We start from the raw sequence: 19,009 nt of genomic DNA on the forward strand, positions 1-19,009 counted from the left end.
TTTTATGCAGTCGATAAAACTAGAAAGTGAGATATTAACACCCTCTAAAGTAGTATGCGTTGGGCGTAATTACACCGCGCATATTGCCGAGCTTAATAATGAGCTACCAGATCAAATGGTATTGTTTAATAAACCGAACAGTGCGCTTTCGTCTACCTTATTTGCTACGCACAATAACGACTCACTGCATTATGAAACCGAGCTGTGTTTTGTTATTAAAAATAATGAGTTGGCAGGCGTAGGTTTAGGGTTGGATTTAACTAAACGTACCGTGCAAAGTAAGCTTAAAAATAAAGGGTTACCGTGGGAGCGCGCCAAGGCGTTTAACGGCTCGGTATTATTAACGCCCTTTGTCGCTATAGCGGATGCTGAGCAGGCGTTTACGTTTGAGCTTAAAATTAACGATAACGTTATTCAGCAAGGCGATACGCAATTTATGATACATAAGCCTAAAAATATTTTAAGTGAAATTAATGAGTTTATGCACTTAGAAAATGGCGATGTAATAATGACAGGAACGCCTGCAGGCGTAGGGGAAGTGCCTGCAAACAGCGTATTTACAGTAAGCTTGTATGCTAATTCGACCTGCTTGTTATCGCAGAGCTGGCAGGCGCAATAGGATTAAGTATTTGCTGTTGGTAATGCTTAGTAAACTGCGGAAAACTTTGCTCTAACCAAAAACGCTGACTATGTATATAAGCAGGCGACTGCAATACCTGCTTATGTAGCGCTTTATTTATTTTATTAAGCGCCTTGGTAGCAAAATCATTCGGTGCTCTTACTGCACACCCTATAGCCCCTAAAACAAACTCTCTGGGGTCTTCTTCAATTGGCAAACTGACTATATTTTTAAATTTACTGTGATTGACAAAATAATCCCCCATAAACGGGTAGTCTATTGTGTAATCTAAAAAGCCGCGACTTAAGCGAGCAATAACAGCTTGGCTTTCATTTTCGCTGCTCCAGCTTAGCGATGCTTTATGATACACCGTGGTGTTTTCGATTATTTTATTAATTTTTGAAGTAAACTTGCGCGCCGCGGCTTGACCATATACATATTGCTCGTCTGACAATAAATGTATAAGTTTAATAGGGCTGCCATGCTTAGCGTGTATTTCTGGAGCAAGTTTTTGAGTGGTTAAAACCGAAAAAGGCGGGTAAACCGTGGTGGGGGTAGAAAACTGTAACACCCCATTGGCCGTTTTTTTATGAATAACACACGGAAAGCATACATTATCGCCTTCATTTAAGTGCTTATTAATTCGCTCTTGCGGCACGATTAGTCGCGTATGTTTTACATCATCAATACTGTTAATTAGTTGCTCGGTGAGGTTGTCACAAATACCGCCTTGCGGCGCATGCGAATCTTTATCCATATGAAACGGGGGCGTGTAACTTTGTAACCATACAATTTCTTCAATTGGGTGAGTATTGTCAGCGTACCCGTAACGCATTAAAGCACCTAGTACACCAAAGAATAAAATTACATTTCTAAGCATAACTCACTAAAAACAATCATTTTAAGGTAACTTTAGTATAGTTTTACTTTGTATATGTTCAAATATAAGAGGGAAATAGGCAGTAAAAAAACTGCCTATTATTTTGGTTTAATATGGCTGCGGGTAATCTTTAAAAATAGTGCCAATTTCAGTTAGAGTGTTGTCGCTTAAAGTTATGCTAAAAGCGTCAATGTCTTCTTTTAATTGGGCCATGCTGGTCGCACCAATAATTGACGAGGTAACGCCATCGACTTGATTACACCAAGCAAGTGCCAATTGGGCTGGGGTTATGCCGCTTGCATGTGCAAGCTCTACATAACGCTGCGTGGCTTTTTGCGCGTTAGGGGTATCTCTAAAAATGCCATTGCGCTGCATAAATGTCCAACGCGAGCCCGCTGGGCGTGCACCGTTTAGGTATTTACCCGTTAGCAGGCCAGCAGCAAGCGGCGACCAAGGTAAATAAGCAATGTCTTCATGGAAACACTGCTCAATTAAGTAGGGCCAATCTTTAGCGTGCGCTAGGCTAAACTCGTTTTGAATAGACACCATACGCGGTAAGTTATGCGCTTTTGCTAAATTTAAAAATTGGCTAATGCCCCATGGGGTATCATCTGAAAGGCCACAATATTTTATTTTTCCGGCTTTAACACACTCATTAAGGCCCTCTAAAATATCAAGCATACCCGCCTGTTGTTGCTCAGTATCTACGTCACTAAAAGTGAGTTTATCTGGCCACTGCCTGCCAAAATGTGGGGTAGAGCGGTTAGGCCAATGCAATTGGTATAAATCTATGTAGTCGGTTTGTAGGCGTTTAAGCGAGTTATCTACGGCCTCAATGACAGCACTGCGTGTTATATCGCCGCCATCTCGTACCCACGACAAGCCATTGCCTGCAATTTTGGTCGCCAATACAATATCACTGCGCTTTTGCGCATTGCGACTTAACCAGTTACCTATAATTTGCTCTGTTTTACCGTAGGTCTCTGGTGAAGGAGGAACGGCATACATTTCGGCAGTATCTATAAAATTAACGCCTTGTGCCAAGGCATAAGCTATTTGCTCATCGGCGTCTTGTTGGGTATTTTGTTTACCCCAAGTCATGCTGCCTAAGCATACTCTAGAAACATCAACACCGCTGCTGCCTAACGGACTGTATTGCATTTAAAATCCTTAAATTATATAAGATCTTGAGAGTGGATAATTAATACCAATTCGCAATAAAACCTAATTAAGCGAATTGATGTAGTGCCGATAGTAATGGCTCTGAAATAGCCGCTTTTTGTCCTGTTTTAAAGTCAAACATAACAACTTGAGAATAGCCTGTGGTAGTAATAGCTTGCTGAGCATGGCTAAATACAGAGTAATTCATCATAAAACGGTCGCTTTTTATATCTGAAATAGTAATACCTACGGTTAAAGTATCTGGGAAGGTCACTGGACGTTTATAGCGAATATTGTTTTCACTAATCACCGGGCCTATTCCACCTGGTTTTATCGTATCAAACTGATTTATTTTATTTAGAAAATCGATACGCGCAATTTCAAAATAACGCAAGTACACCACGTTGTTAACATGTTGTAGGGCGTCCATATCGGCCCATGCTACGGTGATATCGGTATGAATAGGGTGCTGATCTTTGAACCTTTGCATGTATGTGTACTCTTAGTTTTAAATGAATGAGATTATCAATATGGTGTTTGTAGCTCAAGACAATAAATGCCATGTTTTTTTATAAGATGATTGTACCTATTTATTTTTAGGACTACAGTTAAATAACACAGACAACACACACACGAGAACACACATGCAAAATATAATTAATTGGGCTTTAGCCAGTTTAGTTTTTATAGCGTCTTTTGCTTGCTATGCAATGGGTAATGCCTCCGGCGGCATAATGCTTTTAGCTGCGGGGTTTTTATTGGAGTTTGTTTTTTGGCTACATTACTTTAAAAAATCAAAGCGCTTTAAGCAGCCGTTTTAAAAATGCTGTTTAAAGCTTGCACGGTTTAACGCGCTAAACCTAGTAGCGCTTTTAACTTTAGCAAGTTAAACAGGCTTTAATGGACTTGCTTAATGAAAGTGAATCCTTAATAATGGCTGTATAAATAAACAGTTGTTATGTGGTAATGAAAAAGTTTATTCATATCGACATGGACTGCTTTTATGCAGCGGTTGAAATGCGCGATAACCCCAAACTTGCCAGTGTGCCTTTAGCGATTGGTGGCAATAGCCGTCGTGGTGTACTCTCTACAGCAAATTATATAGCGCGCGAATATGGTGTTCGCTCGGCTATGTCTAACTACCACGCTAAGCAATTATGCCCCGATTTAGTTATTGTGCCTGGGCGCATGGCGGTTTATAAAGAAATTTCTAACCAAATACGCGCTGTATTTAAACGCTACACCGATCAAATAGAGCCGCTGTCGCTTGATGAAGCTTACCTAGATGTAACCAACAGCACCGCATGCAAAGGCAGCGCAACGCTTATTGCTCAGCAAATTAGAGCAGATATTTATAACGATACCGGCCTTACTGCCTCTGCCGGAGTTGCCCCCATTAAGTTTATTGCCAAAATAGCCAGTGACGAAAATAAACCCAATGGCCAATTTGTGGTTTTACCGGGTGAAGTTGATGCGTTTTTAAATAATTTACCGCTGGGTAAAATCCCTGGAGTGGGCAAAGTAACCCTCGAAAAGCTTAATTTAAAAGGGTTGTACACAGGTAAAGACGTTCGCGAGAAAGGCGTTAATTGGATGCAGCAGCACGTGGGGAATTTTGGTGTATCGCTTTATCAAAAATGTGCTGGCGAATATATTGGTAAAGTAACCACTGAGCGAGTGCGTAAATCACTTAGTGTTGAACACACCTATGAATACAATAAAAATAGCTTACAAGAATGTTTAGATCAGTTACCTAAATTACTGGAAGAGCTAACGGCGCGCCTTAATAAGCAACAGCTACAAAATCGTATTAATAAGCTAAGTGTAAAAGTGAAGTTTGCAAACTTTGTTGTTACCTCTGCTGATCAAGCTCATCATCAATTAAATACTGCTATTTTTACTGAATTACTCTCTAAGGCGTATCAACGGGGTATGCAGCAACCAGTGCGTTTATTAGGTATTGGAGTGGGTGTTAAAAATGAACCTAATTTAAATTTGCAACTGAGTATTCTTGATTAACTACACGCTTTTTTGCAATTTAGAGGGCTTTAGCAAAGTAATTTAAACGTGGTATAAGCAGGGGCTGCCTTTACAAAAAACTATATAGTGGTTGTTAATTTCTTTTTAAAACACTGAGTCACTTTAGTTTGCTGTAAAACCAAGTTGCCAGATTAAAATGAGCTGATCGCAGTTGGCTGGTTTTGTGTTTTTATATCAACGATAATAGCCCCTTATGTTTTCTAACAGGAGTTTTACTTATGGCATATCCTCAAGCGATAGCTGCACAATCACTTAGTGCAAGCTTTGACTCATTTTCTCACGATGCACTTATTATAATTAGTGATGACTTTTCTCAATTAGCCAATAACTCATTAAGTGATGCTATCGAATCACACGCTAAAGTAGATTCTCGTATTGGTAAACAAGTTACGTTTTTAGTGGTTGATAATGTACGCGTTGTTTTAGCACCTACGGGGCCGCTTAACCGCGATTACGATGATGTAAGGCGCTATTTTGATGCCGCTAAGCTAGCGATTAACGAAGCAAAAGCCGCGGGTAGTGTAAACCCGGCTATTTACTTACCAAAATTACATACAGATGCGCGTTACCAGCATGCATTAGAAGTGGCGTATTTAGGCGCATGCCAAGCATTATGGCAACCTTTAGAGGCGCGCGAATACCACGGGGAAAGCATTGAGCCTATTACGCAAATAGGTTTAATCGATGCAAATGAGCAAACAGTTAAAGCTGTAAATGCAATTGCAGCAGGGCAATATGCGGCACGTGACTTATGCGGTACTGAGCCTGAACGTATGGCGCCACCACGTTTTGCCGATTACTGTGTTGAGCTTTTTAAAGGCTCTAAAGTAGCGGTTGATGTGATTGACGATATTAACACGATAGATAAAAACTACCCTATGCTTAGCACTGTTGCGCGCGCATCTTATGCGGTTGAGCGCCATCATCCACGTGTTGTTAAGCTAGAATACGTGCCAGAAGGTGAAGTAACGCGCACGCTAATGTTTGTTGGTAAAGGCTTAGTTTACGATACCGGCGGCGCCGATTTAAAAGTAGGCGGTTACATGGCGGGTATGAGCCGCGATAAAGGTGGGGCTGCATCCGTTGCGGGCTTTATGAAAGCCGTGGCAGATTACCAACCTAAAGGCGTTAAAGTTATTTCTTACTTAGCAGTGGTCCGTAATTCAATTGGCTCAGATTGTTTTGTACCAGATGAAATTATCACTAGCCGTGAAGGCGTACGTGTACGCATTGGTAACACCGATGCAGAAGGGCGCTTAGCTATGGGTGACCTACTTAGCGAAATGAAAGATGTAGCCAAAGGCGAAGTTAATCCAACATTATTCACCGTAGCAACCCTAACAGGCCATGCGGCACGTGCTATGGGCCCTTATGGAGCATATGTTGAAAACGGACCTGCACGTAGCGCTAATACCTCTCGTCAAATAGCGGATTGTGGTGATTTATGGGCAGATGCAGCAGAGGTTTCTCGCTCTCGCCGTGAAGATTACGACTTTATCAAACCGCGTACTCTTGCTGATGATGTTTTATCAAGCAATAATGCGGCCTCTGCTGTTACAGCCCGTGGGCATCAATTCCCTATGGCGTTTTTAGCCGTTGTTGGTGGGCTTGATAAACACGGTAACGACTCTGAGCAGCCGCTTCCTTATGTACATATGGACATTGCCGGTAGTGGTGTTGAAGGCGGTGATTGGCAGCACGGTAAGCCAACCGCAGCATCAGTAACCAGCTTATTTGCACGCTACTGTATGTAATACCAATCCGCAATAATACTTAATCATTTTTCGGGGCTAAACGTGTCGCTATCTGTGTTAAAAAATTCTCATTTAGAACAACTAAATAGCAAATTTTTTGCCTAGCCATCAACACGTTTTTCCATCCTAAAAATAGATCACTTAATTATGCGAAATGGTATAAGCTAAAAACGCTTATGCAATAAAAAAGCCCTGTTAATTCAGGGCTTTTTTTATTATTTTAATTGTCTTGTCCTGAAATGTGTTTACACATTTAGGACTTATTTTATGAAAACCACTAAAACTAAAGACGTTAAGCGTACTCAGCGAGATTATACATTAGGCTTTAAATTATCTATTGTTGAGCAAGTAGAAAAAGGCGACTTCACCTATAAACAAGCGCAAAGTCATTACGGCATTCAAGGCCGCAGTACCGTTCTGGTATGGCTGCGAAAACATGGTAAATTAGATTGGTCTAAACCAACTTATATAGCCAACATGCCTAAATCGAAAGAAACCCCAGCACAAAAAATTAAACGTTTAGAGCGCGAGATAGAAGAGTTACGCCTAAAGGATTTAATCAAAGATGAAATGATTAATATTATGGATGAAGAATATGGAGCGGGCTTGCGAAAAAAGTACATATCCGAGCTATCACGCGCGCAAAAGAAAACCATCAAATAAAGCTTACTCCGTTATGCCGTGCATATGGCATAACGCGACAAGGTTACTATCAAGCTATGCGCAGAATAGATGCTCGGAATAAAGAATTGGAGCCAGTCAAAGAATTAGTGATGTACTGGCGGCAATTCATGCCTCGTATTGGTGGGAAGAAACTTTATCTGATGATAAAGCCAGACCTGCAAGAGCGTGGCATTAAACTAGGTCGTGATTGTTTTTTTGATTATTTGAGAGAGCATGACTTTCTTGTAAAACCAAAGAAAAATTACACTAAAACGACAAACAGTAACCATTGGATGCGCAAGCATCCCAATTTACTAAAGGAATACATGCCTACTGCGGCCGAGGAAGTCTTCGTTAGTAACATTACATACGTAAAGTCAGCGCAAGGCGTGCATTACCTATCGTTAGTCACTGATGCTTACAGTCGAAAAATAATGGGTTATGAGCTGAGTGATGAAATGAAAGCAACCGATGTAGCCAAAGCATTAGAAATGACAATTAAGCAACGCGTATATAAATGTGATGCCATTCATCATTCAGATAGAGGTTTACAATATTGCTCTGAAGTATATCAAAATGCGCTATTAAAAGAGGGCATTAGACCATCGATGACCGATGGGTATGACTGTTATCAAAACGCATTAGCAGAGCGTATTAACGGGATATTAAAGCAAGAGTTTTTACTGTATAAATGTCGCAATATGGCAGAGTTAAAACAGCTCGTTGAAGAATCGATATTTATATACAATGAAATGCGACCGCACTTAAGTTTGGATATGAAAACACCAAATCAAGTGCATAAAAAAGACCTGGCGCTTTCGCACCAAGTCTTTCATTAAAACCGTCAACCTATTTCAGGACGGGACAAATTTAAAGCGATTAACCACGCTCGAAAGCCCTTGGCTACTTTGTTTAAGGTTATCGCTGGCATCGGTAAGTTGCTTTGTATTATTTAGTGATTGCTCGGTTGATTGAGATAGCTCGTTAATACGTAAATTAACCTCGTCAGCGGCTTGCGTTTGCTGCTCGGTGGCTCGGGCTATTTGGCTGTTCATGTCGGTAATTATAGATACCAGCCTTTCTATTTCATTGAGCGATGTATCGGCAGATGAAACCTGCTCTACCGTCGTCACCGACAGTGCTTGGCTTGATTTTACCGCCTCTACTGCCGCTTTAGCGCCTTCTTGTAATTTAGTGATCATGGCTTGAATTTCATCTGTGCTTTGCCCTGTTCTGCTGGCTAATGTGCGCACTTCATCGGCAACAACTGCAAACCCTCTGCCGTGCTCGCCTGCACGAGCCGCCTCTATAGCAGCGTTGAGTGCAAGTAAGTTTGTTTGCTCCGATATACTTCTGATCACATCAAGCACAGAGCCTATATTGTTACTTTCGTTTGCTAAATCTTCAGTTACTTGGCTCACTGTTTCTATATTACTTGAGAGTGTTTCTATGGCGGTAATGGTATTCGCTACCACGTTTTTACCGGTTGATGCATTGTGCGCTGCATCATTGGCAGCTTGTTCTGCGGCTTCGGCATTACTACTCACATCATGAATTTGGTGCGTCATTTGCTCCATGGCGGCAGCTACCTGTGTGGAACTGTCGTTTTGTAGTTCAATAAAGGAGTGGCTTGTTCTACTTGACTCATCCACCGTGTGAGCGTGTCTGCTTACATCATCTGCACTGTGCGATACATGTACTAACGACTCGCGCATTTTTAAAACAAATAAATTAAAAGAGCGTGACAGCTCTGATATTTCATCATTGCCCGATTCGTTTAGCGTACGTGTTAAGTCACCTTCACCTTGCGATATGTTTTTCATCATGTCTGCGGCAAGGCGAGTAGGCGTGAGTATACTTTTACCAATAAAGTAACTTAATAAAATGACAGCAATAATCATAACTAAGGCGCTAATTATGATGAGATTACGCTGCTCGCTAAACGCTTCATCTATTGAATCTAGGTATACGCCTGAGCCAATAATCCATTGCCACGGGCTAAAGCCTTTTACAAATGCGACTTTATCTACCGGCTGATCTTTTCCTGGTTTTGGCCATTTATAAGGAATAAAGCCTTCTTTTTGTTGTTTTACAATGCTCACCATTTCTACAAAAAGTGCTTTGCCATCGGGGTCTTTATTATTACTTAAGTCTTTACCGTTAAGCGCAGGCTTTATTGGGTGCATTACCATTTGGGGCTGGTAGTTGTTTACCCAAAAGTAATTTGTTTTGTCATAGCGCAGCGCTTTTATCGCGGCCAGTGCTTGTGTTTGAGCCTGCGCTTGTGTGAGTGTATTGTTTTGCTCAAGCTGGTGGTAATGCTCAATAACACTGTATGCCGTTTCTACTACATTTTGGGTTTTTAGATATTGCTCGTTTTTGAGTGAGCTATATTGATGAGTTAGGCTAGATATACTAAGTACTATTAGGCCAAATACAACAATGGCTATTAACAGTAAAAAACGCTGGAAAATACTGAAACTACGTAGGTTAAGCATTAATTTGTCCTCAATTAGTGTACGCCTTAGCGCATAAAATAAGCGTAGCTAAAAACAGCGTTTAATCTAGGCTTACTAACTTATTAAGACAAAAAAAAGGCTGATTTTTCAATCAGCCTTTAGTCTATTTAGTCGTCATATGATTATTTAACATCAAAATGTCGATTAAAGAAGTTTGTAATGGTTTGGTGTAAATGTGTTTGCACCTGTTTACCGCGTAAGCTGTGTTTTGAGCCTGGGTAGGTCATCATTTCAAACTGTTTTTCGTTATCTTGTAGTTGTTTAAATAATTTAGTGGCGTGGGTAAATAACACGTTGTCATCGGCCATGCCATGGTAAATCATTAATGGGCCTTTTAAGCCATCAGCGTATGGGAATACGGCGCTGTCTTCGTAGCCTTTGGCATTGGTTTTTGGGTGACCAAGATAGCGCTCAGTGTAATGGGTGTCGTAAAGTGCCCAGTCGGTAACTGGTGCACCCGATACACCGGCTTGAAAGTAATCGCCCGCTTTAAACATGGTCATTAGGGCCATGTATCCGCCATAACTGTGGCCATAAATACCAATGCGTTGTGGGTCTACGTAATCAAGCGTGCGTAAAAACTCAACCCCTTTAATTTGATCAGCTACTTCTACAACACCTAAGTGTTTGTAAATAGCATCTTCAAACTTTTTACCACGGTTGTATGAGCCTCGGTTATCGAGCTGAAAAATAACATAGCCTTGTTGCGCCATGTATTGAAAGTACAAGTTTTTGCTGCGCCAGCTATTTGTTACGCGTTGTGCATGCGGGCCGCCATATACATTAACAATTACTGGGTGCTTTTTACCGTCGGCAATATTACTTGGTTTAAACAAGCGGTAATGCATTACTTGGCCATCTTCAGCTTTAATTGTGCCGTACTCTGGAGTTGCTAAATCACTTAAATAAGGTGTTAATGGGTGGCTATCATCAAGCTTATTTTGTTCAAGCCATGTGATAAATTCGCCGTTTACTTTACGTAGTGCCGCCGAGTTAGGCTTGTTTACCGATGAGCTATTATCAATAAACGTTTTGCTGTCTTTAGCCATTACCACTTTGTGGTATTGGCCTTGTTCGGTGATGCGCTTAATATTGCCTTTTTTAAACAAGGGTGCGCTGTATAAATGGCTTTCAAGCGGGGTGTCTTTACGTCCTGCAAAGTACACTATGCCTTTTTTCTCATCCACGCCTTTTAAGCTATCAACAACCCAATCGCCAGAGGTGATTTGTCGAATTAGCTGGCCATTAGTGCGGTACAAATAAAGGTGTTTAAAACCATCGCGCTCAGAAGCCCATACAAAATGCTTTTTGTCTTTTAAGAAATGCAGATCAAAGTTTAAATTGATCCACGTATCGCTGTTTTCTGTTAGCGCTACTTTTTGCGTTTTAGTATCGCTATTGTAAAAACGTAGTTCTAACTTATGTTGTGAGCGATTTTGCCATTGATACGAAAGGGTAGTGCTGTCTTTTAGCCATTTAGCACGTGCAATGTAAATGTCTTTATCGTCGCCTAAATCAACCCAGTCAACGTTTTGATTATTTAAAGACACAACGCCAAGTTGAATTTCAACGTTGTCGGTGCCTGTAAATGGGTAACGTTGATTAAATAGCTTTACTTCGTCTGCATAAATTTCGTTACGGATGGCTTCTTTTACTGGGGTTTCATCTACGCGAGTGAATGCAATTTTAGATTCATCGCCAGCCCACCAGTAGCCAGTCATACGGCTCATTTCTTCTTGTGCTACAAATTCGGCCATGCCGTTTTTAATAACGCCGCCGCCATCTTTACTTAGTTGAATTTCTTTACCTGAATCAAGTGCTAAAGCGTAAAGGTTTTGCTCGCGAATAAACGATACATAGTTACCTTTAGGAGAAAAACGGGCATCGGTTTCAAACGCTTCTGTATTGGTAAGTTTTTTACTTTTACCAGATGCAAGCTCGTAATAATACAGGTCACCATTGAGTGGGAATAACAGGGCTTTGCCATCTTTAGACCATTTATACTCTAAAATACCTTTACCAAAAATACGTTGGCGTTCGCGGCGTGCTTTTTCCTCATCAGAGAGGTTTTCTGGGCCTGAAAACAGCTTTGCAGAATCAACCAGTATTCTGTTGGTGTTATCTTTTAAGTTGTATTCCCATAAATCATAACGGTTGTAGTCATCGGTTTTACCTTGCAGGTAAGTTACGCGGCTACCGTCTGGTGAAAATTTAAGTTGTACGGGAGCTTTACCCGACAAGCTCGGATCATCAAAAATACGCTCTAGCGATAATGGTTTTGCTTGTACGCTCAGTGCGCCAACAGCTAGCGGTAGTGCGAGGGTTAAGTGTTTTATTTTTTTTAGCACAAGGTTGCCTTAGCTTATTATAAATATTGTATTAAATGGTAAAGCTAAGCGTGTGCAACTGCAAATAAATGCTATAAAGTGGCCATTATTAAAGACTAACTAGGATGTGACGATGACGAACCACACTTTTGAACTCGCCCCAGAGCTTAAGCGCGATTGTATAGAACTGGCAGATTGGCCTTTATGTAAGGTGCTATTACTTAACGACAGCCAATACCCTTGGTTTGTATTGGTGCCCAGAAAACCTAATTTAAAAGAGATCATCGATTTATCTGATGCCGATCAAATTGTATATTTAAAAGAGTCGGCCAAACTCAGCAAGCTTATTATGCAAGTGTTTAGCCCTGATAAATTAAACGTGGCCGCTTTGGGTAATATGGTGCCGCAATTACATATTCATCATATTGCACGTTTTACAACTGATGCTGCGTGGCCTGCACCGGTGTGGGGTAAGTTTCCTGCAAAACCATACACAGATGAGCAAATAATAGCGCTAAAAAAAGCGCTGCAGTTATAAACTACAGCGCTTTATTAAACTATTACAAAGTATTACGTGTTGGGTTAGTTAAGGCCTAACACGTCTTTGCCTTGTTTAAAGGTTACATCAACCGGAATATTTGCTTGGCTTAGTTTTTCTAGGTCTTTAGCAAGCTCTTCTTTAATATCGCCATGAGTGGCAATTAGTTGATCTACTTTTTCGTAATCGCCGTCACCTTGTAATGTTAAAATTAAGCGCGACAGCTTAGCCATAGCCACGCCCATTTTTTCCATATTTACACGGTATAAACCCTCTTCATTTTTAGAAAAAGCGCCTTCTTGAGCAAAAAAGTTAAAGCGGATCATGTTGGCTTTACCATGTGCGCTTGATGCACCAAAACGTACTGAGCGGAAAATACCCGCCATAAAGGTGGTGTAGTAATCTTCTAATGTGCCTTCGGTAATTTCGCCTTTTTTAAGTAACTGCTCAACCATGTATAAACCTAAAATATCGGCTTTACCTTCTTCAAGTGCACTTGCGTGCTCTTGTAATGATTGGCGCACAGTGCCTTTATTGGTAATGGTGTTTTTAATACCTAGGCCATGAGCCACTTCGTGAAACATGGTATTGGCAAAAAAGGCGTTAAAGGTAATATGCTTACGTTGCTCAGGTACAATTAACTTCTCAGCTATTGGCACTAAAATTTTATCAAATTTTGCACGCATTGCGTTTTTAAGCTGCAGGCGACGAGTGCCTTTTTCAAGCTGTACTTGCTCATCGTTTGGTAAGTTAATGGCAATCGTTTTGCTGCCCGCATTTGAGTGACCTGCATAGTAAACCACATCGTAAGCATTTAAATCGGCGTCTGAGCCTGGCACTTCTTGCTTATATTTAGCATCTACCGGTAAACCTTTTTGAAGCTCTGGTAAAAAGGCTGCAAATTTAGCTAGGCGCTCGCTCCATTTTAAATCCTTAATTAGTACATACGACTCATAAGCAGAGCGGTAGCCAAAGAGTTGATCTTCGTAGGTTTCAATTGGGCCAATAACCACATCAACTGGGTTATTTTTCATGTCCATCCAGGCAAAGTCAGAACCCTGAAAATCATCTTTTTGTAGTGCATCAGCACGTAGGTTTAAGTAATTGGCAAATTCTTTATCATCGGCAAGCTTACTGGCTTCACGTAATAAATCTGCTGCTTTAGCTAACTCCTCAGCGTATTCTTTTGAGTAAGGCACGCTGTAAAGGTTACCTTGCTCATCACGTTTAATTAATGAGTAAAGGCCTTTTTTATCTTCTACGTCGGCATTATTTAGCTCTTCTTTTGTTATGTCGGCTGGGTAGAATTGTGCGCCAAGGGCTTTTTCTTTGTAACCTGATAAAAACGGTTCGTCACCATTTAAACGATCCCAAGGGCCGTAGTTAATATCAGCAAATTTACGTACTTTTTCATCACTTAGTTTTGCTAAAAAAGCGTCTTTATTATCGCCAAAAGCCTGCTTCCAAAATAGCTCGTCCATAATTTTAGAGGCATCGATAAGCTTAGCAACCATGGCTTTTTGATTCTCACTTAAATGAGATAGGTCGGCTTCTAGGCTAAAGTCGGTGTAAATATCTAAACGTTGTTTATCAATATTAATTAAATCTGGGCCAGCTTGTGCGGCACTTTTTTGAGCAAGTTCTACACCTGTGGCTTCGGTCGAAGAGGGGGCTTGCTCTGAGCATGCACTAAGAAAAACGACGCCTGAGAGTAAAATTGCTTGGCTAATTTTGTTTAAGATCATTTGATTGCCTGTTAAAAAGTAAGTTTAATTATTTGTACGCTTAAATATAATTGCTAGCGCGTACAAACGTTTCCTTATAGTGACTGCATTAAAGCAAAACTAAATGGTAAATAGCAAGTGTTTGGCGTTGTACCGCGCCTACAGGCGATAATAACAATTAATTTATATAATTTTCTTAACTTTATCGGTAAGTTAGATAATACTCATTGTATTACTCATTTTATCCGAGGTTAGCAGTTGCATTGCGGCCCAGAAACAAAAGGATGACAGTTTTATGTCTACAGAAAATGCACTATTAACGATTTTGGTTGATAGAATCAATAACGACACTTTGGTTTTACCTACGTTACCTGAAGTTGCAATTAAAGTGCGCCAAGCGGCCGATAACCCTGATGTAAACCTAATGCAAATGTCAGACGTGATTGGGCAAGACCCGGCTCTTTCAGCGCGAATGATTAAAGTGGCTAACAGTGCAATTATGGGCCGAGCGGTTAAAGTGTCTAACTTACAGCAAGCGGTTACGCGCATTGGTTTACGCCAAATTAAAAATATAGCAACCGCAATGGCAATGGAGCAGCTGTTTGTTTCTAATAATGAGCTAATAAAAGGCTACATGAGTAAAGCGTGGCAAAAAACGCTAAATGTGGCTGGGCATTCAATAACGCTTATGGCGTTTTATTTACAAAATAATAAACGTACATCGTTAAATAGTGACGCTATTACGTTGGCGTCGTTGGTATATAACATTGGTGTACTGCCTATTTTAACCGAAGCTGAGCGCCACCCAGAGGTGTTTGCTAACCCAAGCTTTTTAGCACATGCAATTCAAAAGCTCAGTGGTAAAATTGGTGGCTCAATTATGGGAGCGTGGGAGTTTCCACCTGAATTTGTAAATGTTGCTAGGCATTGGGCCGACCCTACGTATCGCCCTGAAGAGATTGGTTATGTTGATTTTATTCGTATTGGCGCTATTTTAGAGGGGACTTTACAGGTTTCTGATAAATCAGCGGCTTTACAAACTTACATAGATAAAGGCGTCATTCCTTCTATGCAGCTATTTTCAAGTGACGAATACAACGACATGCTTGAAAATGTAAAAGACACATTTAGCTAATTAGCAGTTATAAAGGTAAAAGCAAAAAGCACGACTAAGTCGTGCTTTTTTTGGTTTTAATAGCGCTTATAATTTTAGCGTCTTATAAATCTTCTGCATCACCTAAACCGGCCGTCAGCTCTTCAAGCAGTAGCTTGATTTCTTCTGAGGCTAAAATAAAGTCAGCATCTAATTTAACTGCCATATCTTCTTTAGGAATATCGGCGTTTTCTTCTTTTAAAGTTTCTGAGTAGCTTAAACGCTTGATAGAGCCATCGTTTTGCAGCATAAACTTCAGGCGTTCTTGCCAATCAAGTGCAAGTTTGGTCACGCGTTTACCATTTTCTAGGTGCGATTTAACTTCATCACACGATAAATCATGACCTTTTAGTTTAACCTGTGCGCCACTGTCGTCGGCTTCTTCTAGCTCAGCATCAAAACCTATAGCAAAGTTTTCAGGGGTGCTGAAGTTAGTTAACCAATCAGTTAAAAATACATCTAGGTCGTAGTTTGCAAAAGCAGGTACTACCGGTAATGTGCCCAGAGACTTACGCAGCAATGCAAGTAGCTCTTCTGCTTTATTAAAACTGCCGCTGTTAACTACAACCCAGCCGTTTTCTTGGTCAATAAAAGCAAACTGTAGGCTCGATTTTTTAAACGCTTGAGGTAATAAGGTAGTTAAAATGTTTTCTTTTAACTCGTCTTTTTCTTTCTTTTTAACAGGACGGTTTTCTTCCGCTTCTATTTGATCTACTTTTTCGGCAACCATTTCATTAACAACAGATGCAGGCAGTACTTTTTCTTCACGTTTGGCACACACTAAAATGCTTTTTTGTGAAAAATGCGCCAGCGAGTCACCATGCTTACCAAATGCTTTTGTCCAACCAAATGTAGAAAGGTCTTGAGAGCCACAAGGGCGAAATACATCTTGTTCTAACGCTTTTTCAAACTCTTCTTGAGTGTACGAAACATCTTGCTTAAAGCGATAACAAATCAGGTTACTAAACCACATAAGGTAACTTTTCCATCTTTTAAATTTGCTCAATCATAGCAATAAAATGGGGTTCTCGAAATGGCTGATTTTAAGCAAAGCCGTTATTGATTAAATAATGGCTTTGGCATGTTTTTAGGAAATTCAATATGGTAATGAAGCCCTTTGCCAGGCTCACTGCTTGCCTCTATTGAGCCGCTAAGTGTTTGCTTAACTAAGTTAAAGGTTATGTGTGTGCCTAACCCACTGCCGCCTTGGTCGCGTTTTGTCGTAAAAAATGGGTCAAACAATTTGGCTAATTGCTCTTTTGTTACGCCATTGCCGTTATCGGTGTAGTCAATAATAAGGAGTGTGTCATCGGCGCTAATATTTATATCAATATTGCCCTGCGCAATATTATCAAAACCATGAATAATTGAGTTCATAATTAAGTTAGTAAAAATTTGGCTAATTGCCCCTGCAGGCAGGTTAAGAACTAAATCATCTGGACACTGTAAATTTATGGTGTGCTTGGTTTTTTTAAGCTTAGGGTGGAGCGATAAAATTACTTCGTTTAAATAATCTTTAAAGTTAATTGTTCTTACAGCCTCACTGGCTTGGTCTACCGCTATTTGTTTAAAGCTGGCAATAAGCTCAGAGGCTCTATCAAGGTTGGTTGTAAGCAAGCTTGTGCTTTGCTTGGCTTCGTTTATAAACTCTTCTAATGCTTTGGGCGATAATGTTTTTTCTTTGTAGGCATTTTCTAATGTGTTTAAACGCTCTTGTAAAAACGATATAGCAGTTACACCAATCCCAATAGGTGTATTTATGTCGTGTGTAATACCGGCGACTAATCCGCCTAGCGCAGCCATTTTTTCGGTGCCTACTAAGCGCTCTTGTGCAAGGCTTAGCTCGTCTAGGTAGCGTTCAAGCTCTTTTTGTTTAGTTAATAATTCTTCTTCGGTGTGTCTGCGTAAATCAACTTCTTCGGTTAGTACCAGCTTTTGTTTTTCTAGTTCGTACTTTTGCTGTTGTAAATCCATCATAGCTTGGCTTAAGTTTGACGTTTTACGGGCAACATCTTGCTCAAGCTGTATATTGTGCTGGTCGAGCTTTTCGTTACTAACAATCAACTCACGTTGGGTGTGCTCAAGCTCTTTTCTGTATTGAACTACTTTATCTATTAAGTTATTAAAAGACTGCTCCATAACGTTTAGCTCGTTATGCTCTTCGGTCTCAATGTCTATGTGTTGACCCTCTAAGTCATCAAGCTCTAAGTTTTCTATTTGATCGGTTAACTCATTTAAAGGGTCGGTGAGCAGCTTTCTAAATGCCATTAAAAACAGAATAATCAAAAAGGTGGTTTTGATCATGGCGTTACCAATTAAAAAGTAAATAGATACCATTATTCGGCTAAATACCACATCGCGGCTAGAGAACAAGGTCACATCACCTACTTGAGTAGCGCGCCCCGAAAATTCAAAAATTAGGGGAAAGGTATAACCAAAGAGACCCGATTTGGTGTCCTCTATAATGACTTCCTCTTGTACGAGTTGTTGGTTATAAAGTTTGTGTATATCCAAAGAGCGCCCCAGCTGCGAAATAATTTCACCGCTGTCGTCGCGCACTATAATGCCCTCCACCATAGGTATAGCAAGTAAGCCTTCTGCGGTTGTAATTGTTTGCTTTGTATTTAGTTCCCAAATTGCGCGTGTTAAGCTTCGGCTAAAGGTTTTTTGTAGCGTACTTAGCTCATCACGAATGTAGTCTTTAGTATTTACAAATTCTGCAAGCACCTGTCCACATGTCACCACAAAGGTAAGCAAAAAATACACTGATAAAACATTAGTTAACAATTTCTTAGAAAGGCTTTTTTGTAACATATGGGATTTACTCATCCGGTGTAATTATATCTAAGTTGCAATTTCTAACTTAAAAGTTAGTCAATAAAACCTTAAAAATAAATAAAAAATTTATATTTTAAAGAGATAGCCCAGCTATTGAGTCGTTTTGTTTTAATAATAGTGCACTAAACTGATTTAAATTAATTTTAATGCCTACTGAGATTACAAAAACGATGATTTTTAATAGGCAGCTAAGGCAATTATTAATAATGTTTGACGTTTTATTGTAAGGTTACAGTATTACATTATGCGAACAAGCAAAGTGTTAGAGTTTTAGGAACGTGTTAGAATAGCAAAAACCAACGGACGGCTCGTTTTTATAATTTTTAGAAGGTTATTTTAGTAGTTAACATGATGAAATTTTCTATATTAGTGTGTGATGACTCCACTGTTGCACGCAAACAAGTTGTGCGTTGTTTAAATGAGTGCGTGAGTGCCGACATTCAACAAGCCGCAAACGGGGCCGATGCGCTGGCGCTTTTACGCTTGCAGCAATTTGATCTTTTGTGTTTAGACTTAACCATGCCAGAAGTTGACGGCGTACAAGTGCTGGAGCGCATCAAGGCAGAAAAAATAGAGTGTTTTGTACTGGTGATCTCCGCTGATATACAACAACAAATGAAGCAAAAAGTCGCGCAGCTTGGTGCCATCGACTTTATAAATAAACCTATTAATAAATCGGCCTTAAGTGAAGTTTTGCATAAATTTGGCATTCATTAGGTTTTTTCATGTTCAAAAAGGCTGTTTTATCTTTTAATTTGGGGTTGACAGCATAGCCTTTGTTAAGGCAGTCTTA

16 protein-coding genes are annotated in these 19,009 nt (G+C 40.2%); 8 read left to right on the forward strand and 8 right to left on the reverse strand.

The features are described from left to right. The first annotated feature begins 4 nt into the window (after positions 1-4). Positions 5-619 carry a fumarylacetoacetate hydrolase family protein gene (locus tag VOI46_RS03555; RefSeq protein WP_004588509.1) on the forward strand — a complete coding sequence of 205 codons (615 nt, stop codon included), beginning with the start codon at positions 5-7 and terminating at the stop codon, positions 617-619. Here the strand turns inward: VOI46_RS03555 and VOI46_RS03560 are convergent. The 3 genes from VOI46_RS03560 to VOI46_RS03570 form a co-directional block, all read right to left on the reverse strand. Then, positions 576-1,454, reverse strand: coding sequence for a hypothetical protein (locus VOI46_RS03560; protein WP_004588510.1), 879 nt, complete (start codon positions 1,452-1,454; stop codon positions 576-578). The genes VOI46_RS03555 and VOI46_RS03560 overlap by 44 nt on opposite strands. Positions 1,455-1,607: 153 nt before the next feature. After that, a complete protein-coding gene (locus tag VOI46_RS03565) occupies positions 1,608-2,660 on the reverse strand; it encodes an aldo/keto reductase (protein WP_004588511.1) in 1,053 nt (350 codons plus the stop codon). A 67-nt stretch (positions 2,661-2,727) separates the two neighbouring features. Next, on the reverse strand, positions 2,728-3,150 hold the full coding sequence (locus tag VOI46_RS03570; RefSeq protein WP_004588512.1) for a thioesterase family protein: 423 nt from the start codon (positions 3,148-3,150) through the stop codon (positions 2,728-2,730). 154 nt (positions 3,151-3,304) lie between these two features. On the opposite strand from VOI46_RS03570, the gene VOI46_RS03575 reads away from it, so the two are divergent. The 4 genes from VOI46_RS03575 to VOI46_RS03590 all read left to right on the forward strand — a co-directional run bounded on the left by VOI46_RS03575 (position 3,305) and on the right by VOI46_RS03590 (position 7,956). Next, positions 3,305-3,481: a hypothetical protein gene (locus VOI46_RS03575; protein WP_004588513.1), complete on the forward strand. Its 177-nt coding sequence runs from the start codon at positions 3,305-3,307 to the stop codon at positions 3,479-3,481. Positions 3,482-3,626: 145 nt separating this feature from the next. Next, entirely contained in the window at positions 3,627-4,679 is a 1,053-nt protein-coding gene (dinB, locus tag VOI46_RS03580; RefSeq protein ID WP_004588514.1) for a DNA polymerase IV, read from the forward strand. Between the two features lie 239 nt (positions 4,680-4,918). After that, complete coding sequence (locus VOI46_RS03585; RefSeq protein ID WP_004588515.1) at positions 4,919-6,454, forward strand: leucyl aminopeptidase family protein; 1,536 nt, start codon at positions 4,919-4,921, stop codon at positions 6,452-6,454. Between the two features lie 267 nt (positions 6,455-6,721). Beyond that, positions 6,722-7,956, forward strand: a protein-coding gene (locus tag VOI46_RS03590; RefSeq protein ID WP_324738134.1) for an IS3 family transposase whose coding sequence is annotated in 2 segments (ribosomal slippage) — positions 6,722-7,073 and positions 7,073-7,956 — 1,236 coding nt in all. Because the reading frame shifts where the segments join, the coding sequence is not laid out codon by codon here. Between the two features lie 15 nt (positions 7,957-7,971). Here VOI46_RS03590 and VOI46_RS03595 read toward each other — a convergent pair. Then, positions 7,972-9,615: a methyl-accepting chemotaxis protein gene (locus VOI46_RS03595; RefSeq protein ID WP_004586849.1), complete on the reverse strand. Its 1,644-nt coding sequence runs from the start codon at positions 9,613-9,615 to the stop codon at positions 7,972-7,974. A gap of 143 nt (positions 9,616-9,758) precedes the next feature. Next, positions 9,759-11,984: a S9 family peptidase gene (locus VOI46_RS03600; RefSeq protein WP_004586850.1), complete on the reverse strand. Its 2,226-nt coding sequence runs from the start codon at positions 11,982-11,984 to the stop codon at positions 9,759-9,761. A 112-nt stretch (positions 11,985-12,096) separates the two neighbouring features. On the opposite strand from VOI46_RS03600, the gene VOI46_RS03605 reads away from it, so the two are divergent. Continuing rightward, positions 12,097-12,501, forward strand: coding sequence for an HIT family protein (locus tag VOI46_RS03605; RefSeq protein WP_004586851.1), 405 nt, complete (start codon positions 12,097-12,099; stop codon positions 12,499-12,501). Between the two features lie 44 nt (positions 12,502-12,545). Here VOI46_RS03605 and VOI46_RS03610 read toward each other — a convergent pair whose 3' ends face one another. Next, positions 12,546-14,246: a hypothetical protein gene (locus tag VOI46_RS03610; protein ID WP_004586852.1), complete on the reverse strand. Its 1,701-nt coding sequence runs from the start codon at positions 14,244-14,246 to the stop codon at positions 12,546-12,548. Positions 14,247-14,520: 274 nt separating this feature from the next. Here VOI46_RS03610 and VOI46_RS03615 point away from each other — a divergent pair, with 274 nt between their 5' ends. Then, positions 14,521-15,360, forward strand: coding sequence for an HDOD domain-containing protein (locus VOI46_RS03615; RefSeq protein ID WP_004586853.1), 840 nt, complete (start codon positions 14,521-14,523; stop codon positions 15,358-15,360). An 82-nt stretch (positions 15,361-15,442) separates the two neighbouring features. Here the strand turns inward: VOI46_RS03615 and rdgC are convergent, their stop codons facing one another. Together rdgC and VOI46_RS03625 are read right to left on the reverse strand one after the other, a co-directional pair. After that, complete coding sequence (gene rdgC, locus VOI46_RS03620; protein WP_004586854.1) at positions 15,443-16,351, reverse strand: recombination-associated protein RdgC; 909 nt, start codon at positions 16,349-16,351, stop codon at positions 15,443-15,445. Between the two features lie 83 nt (positions 16,352-16,434). Then, positions 16,435-18,192, reverse strand: coding sequence for a HAMP domain-containing sensor histidine kinase (locus VOI46_RS03625; protein WP_004586855.1), 1,758 nt, complete (start codon positions 18,190-18,192; stop codon positions 16,435-16,437). Positions 18,193-18,564: 372 nt separating this feature from the next. On the opposite strand from VOI46_RS03625, the gene VOI46_RS03630 reads away from it, so the two are divergent. Continuing rightward, positions 18,565-18,933: a response regulator gene (locus tag VOI46_RS03630; RefSeq protein ID WP_024031682.1), complete on the forward strand. Its 369-nt coding sequence runs from the start codon at positions 18,565-18,567 to the stop codon at positions 18,931-18,933. Positions 18,934-19,009: the final 76 nt, after the last annotated feature.

Origin of the sequence: Pseudoalteromonas sp. CuT4-3 (assembly GCF_035666335.1) — a bacterium.
GTDB classification, from domain to species: Bacteria; Pseudomonadota; Gammaproteobacteria; order Enterobacterales; family Alteromonadaceae; genus Pseudoalteromonas; species Pseudoalteromonas atlantica.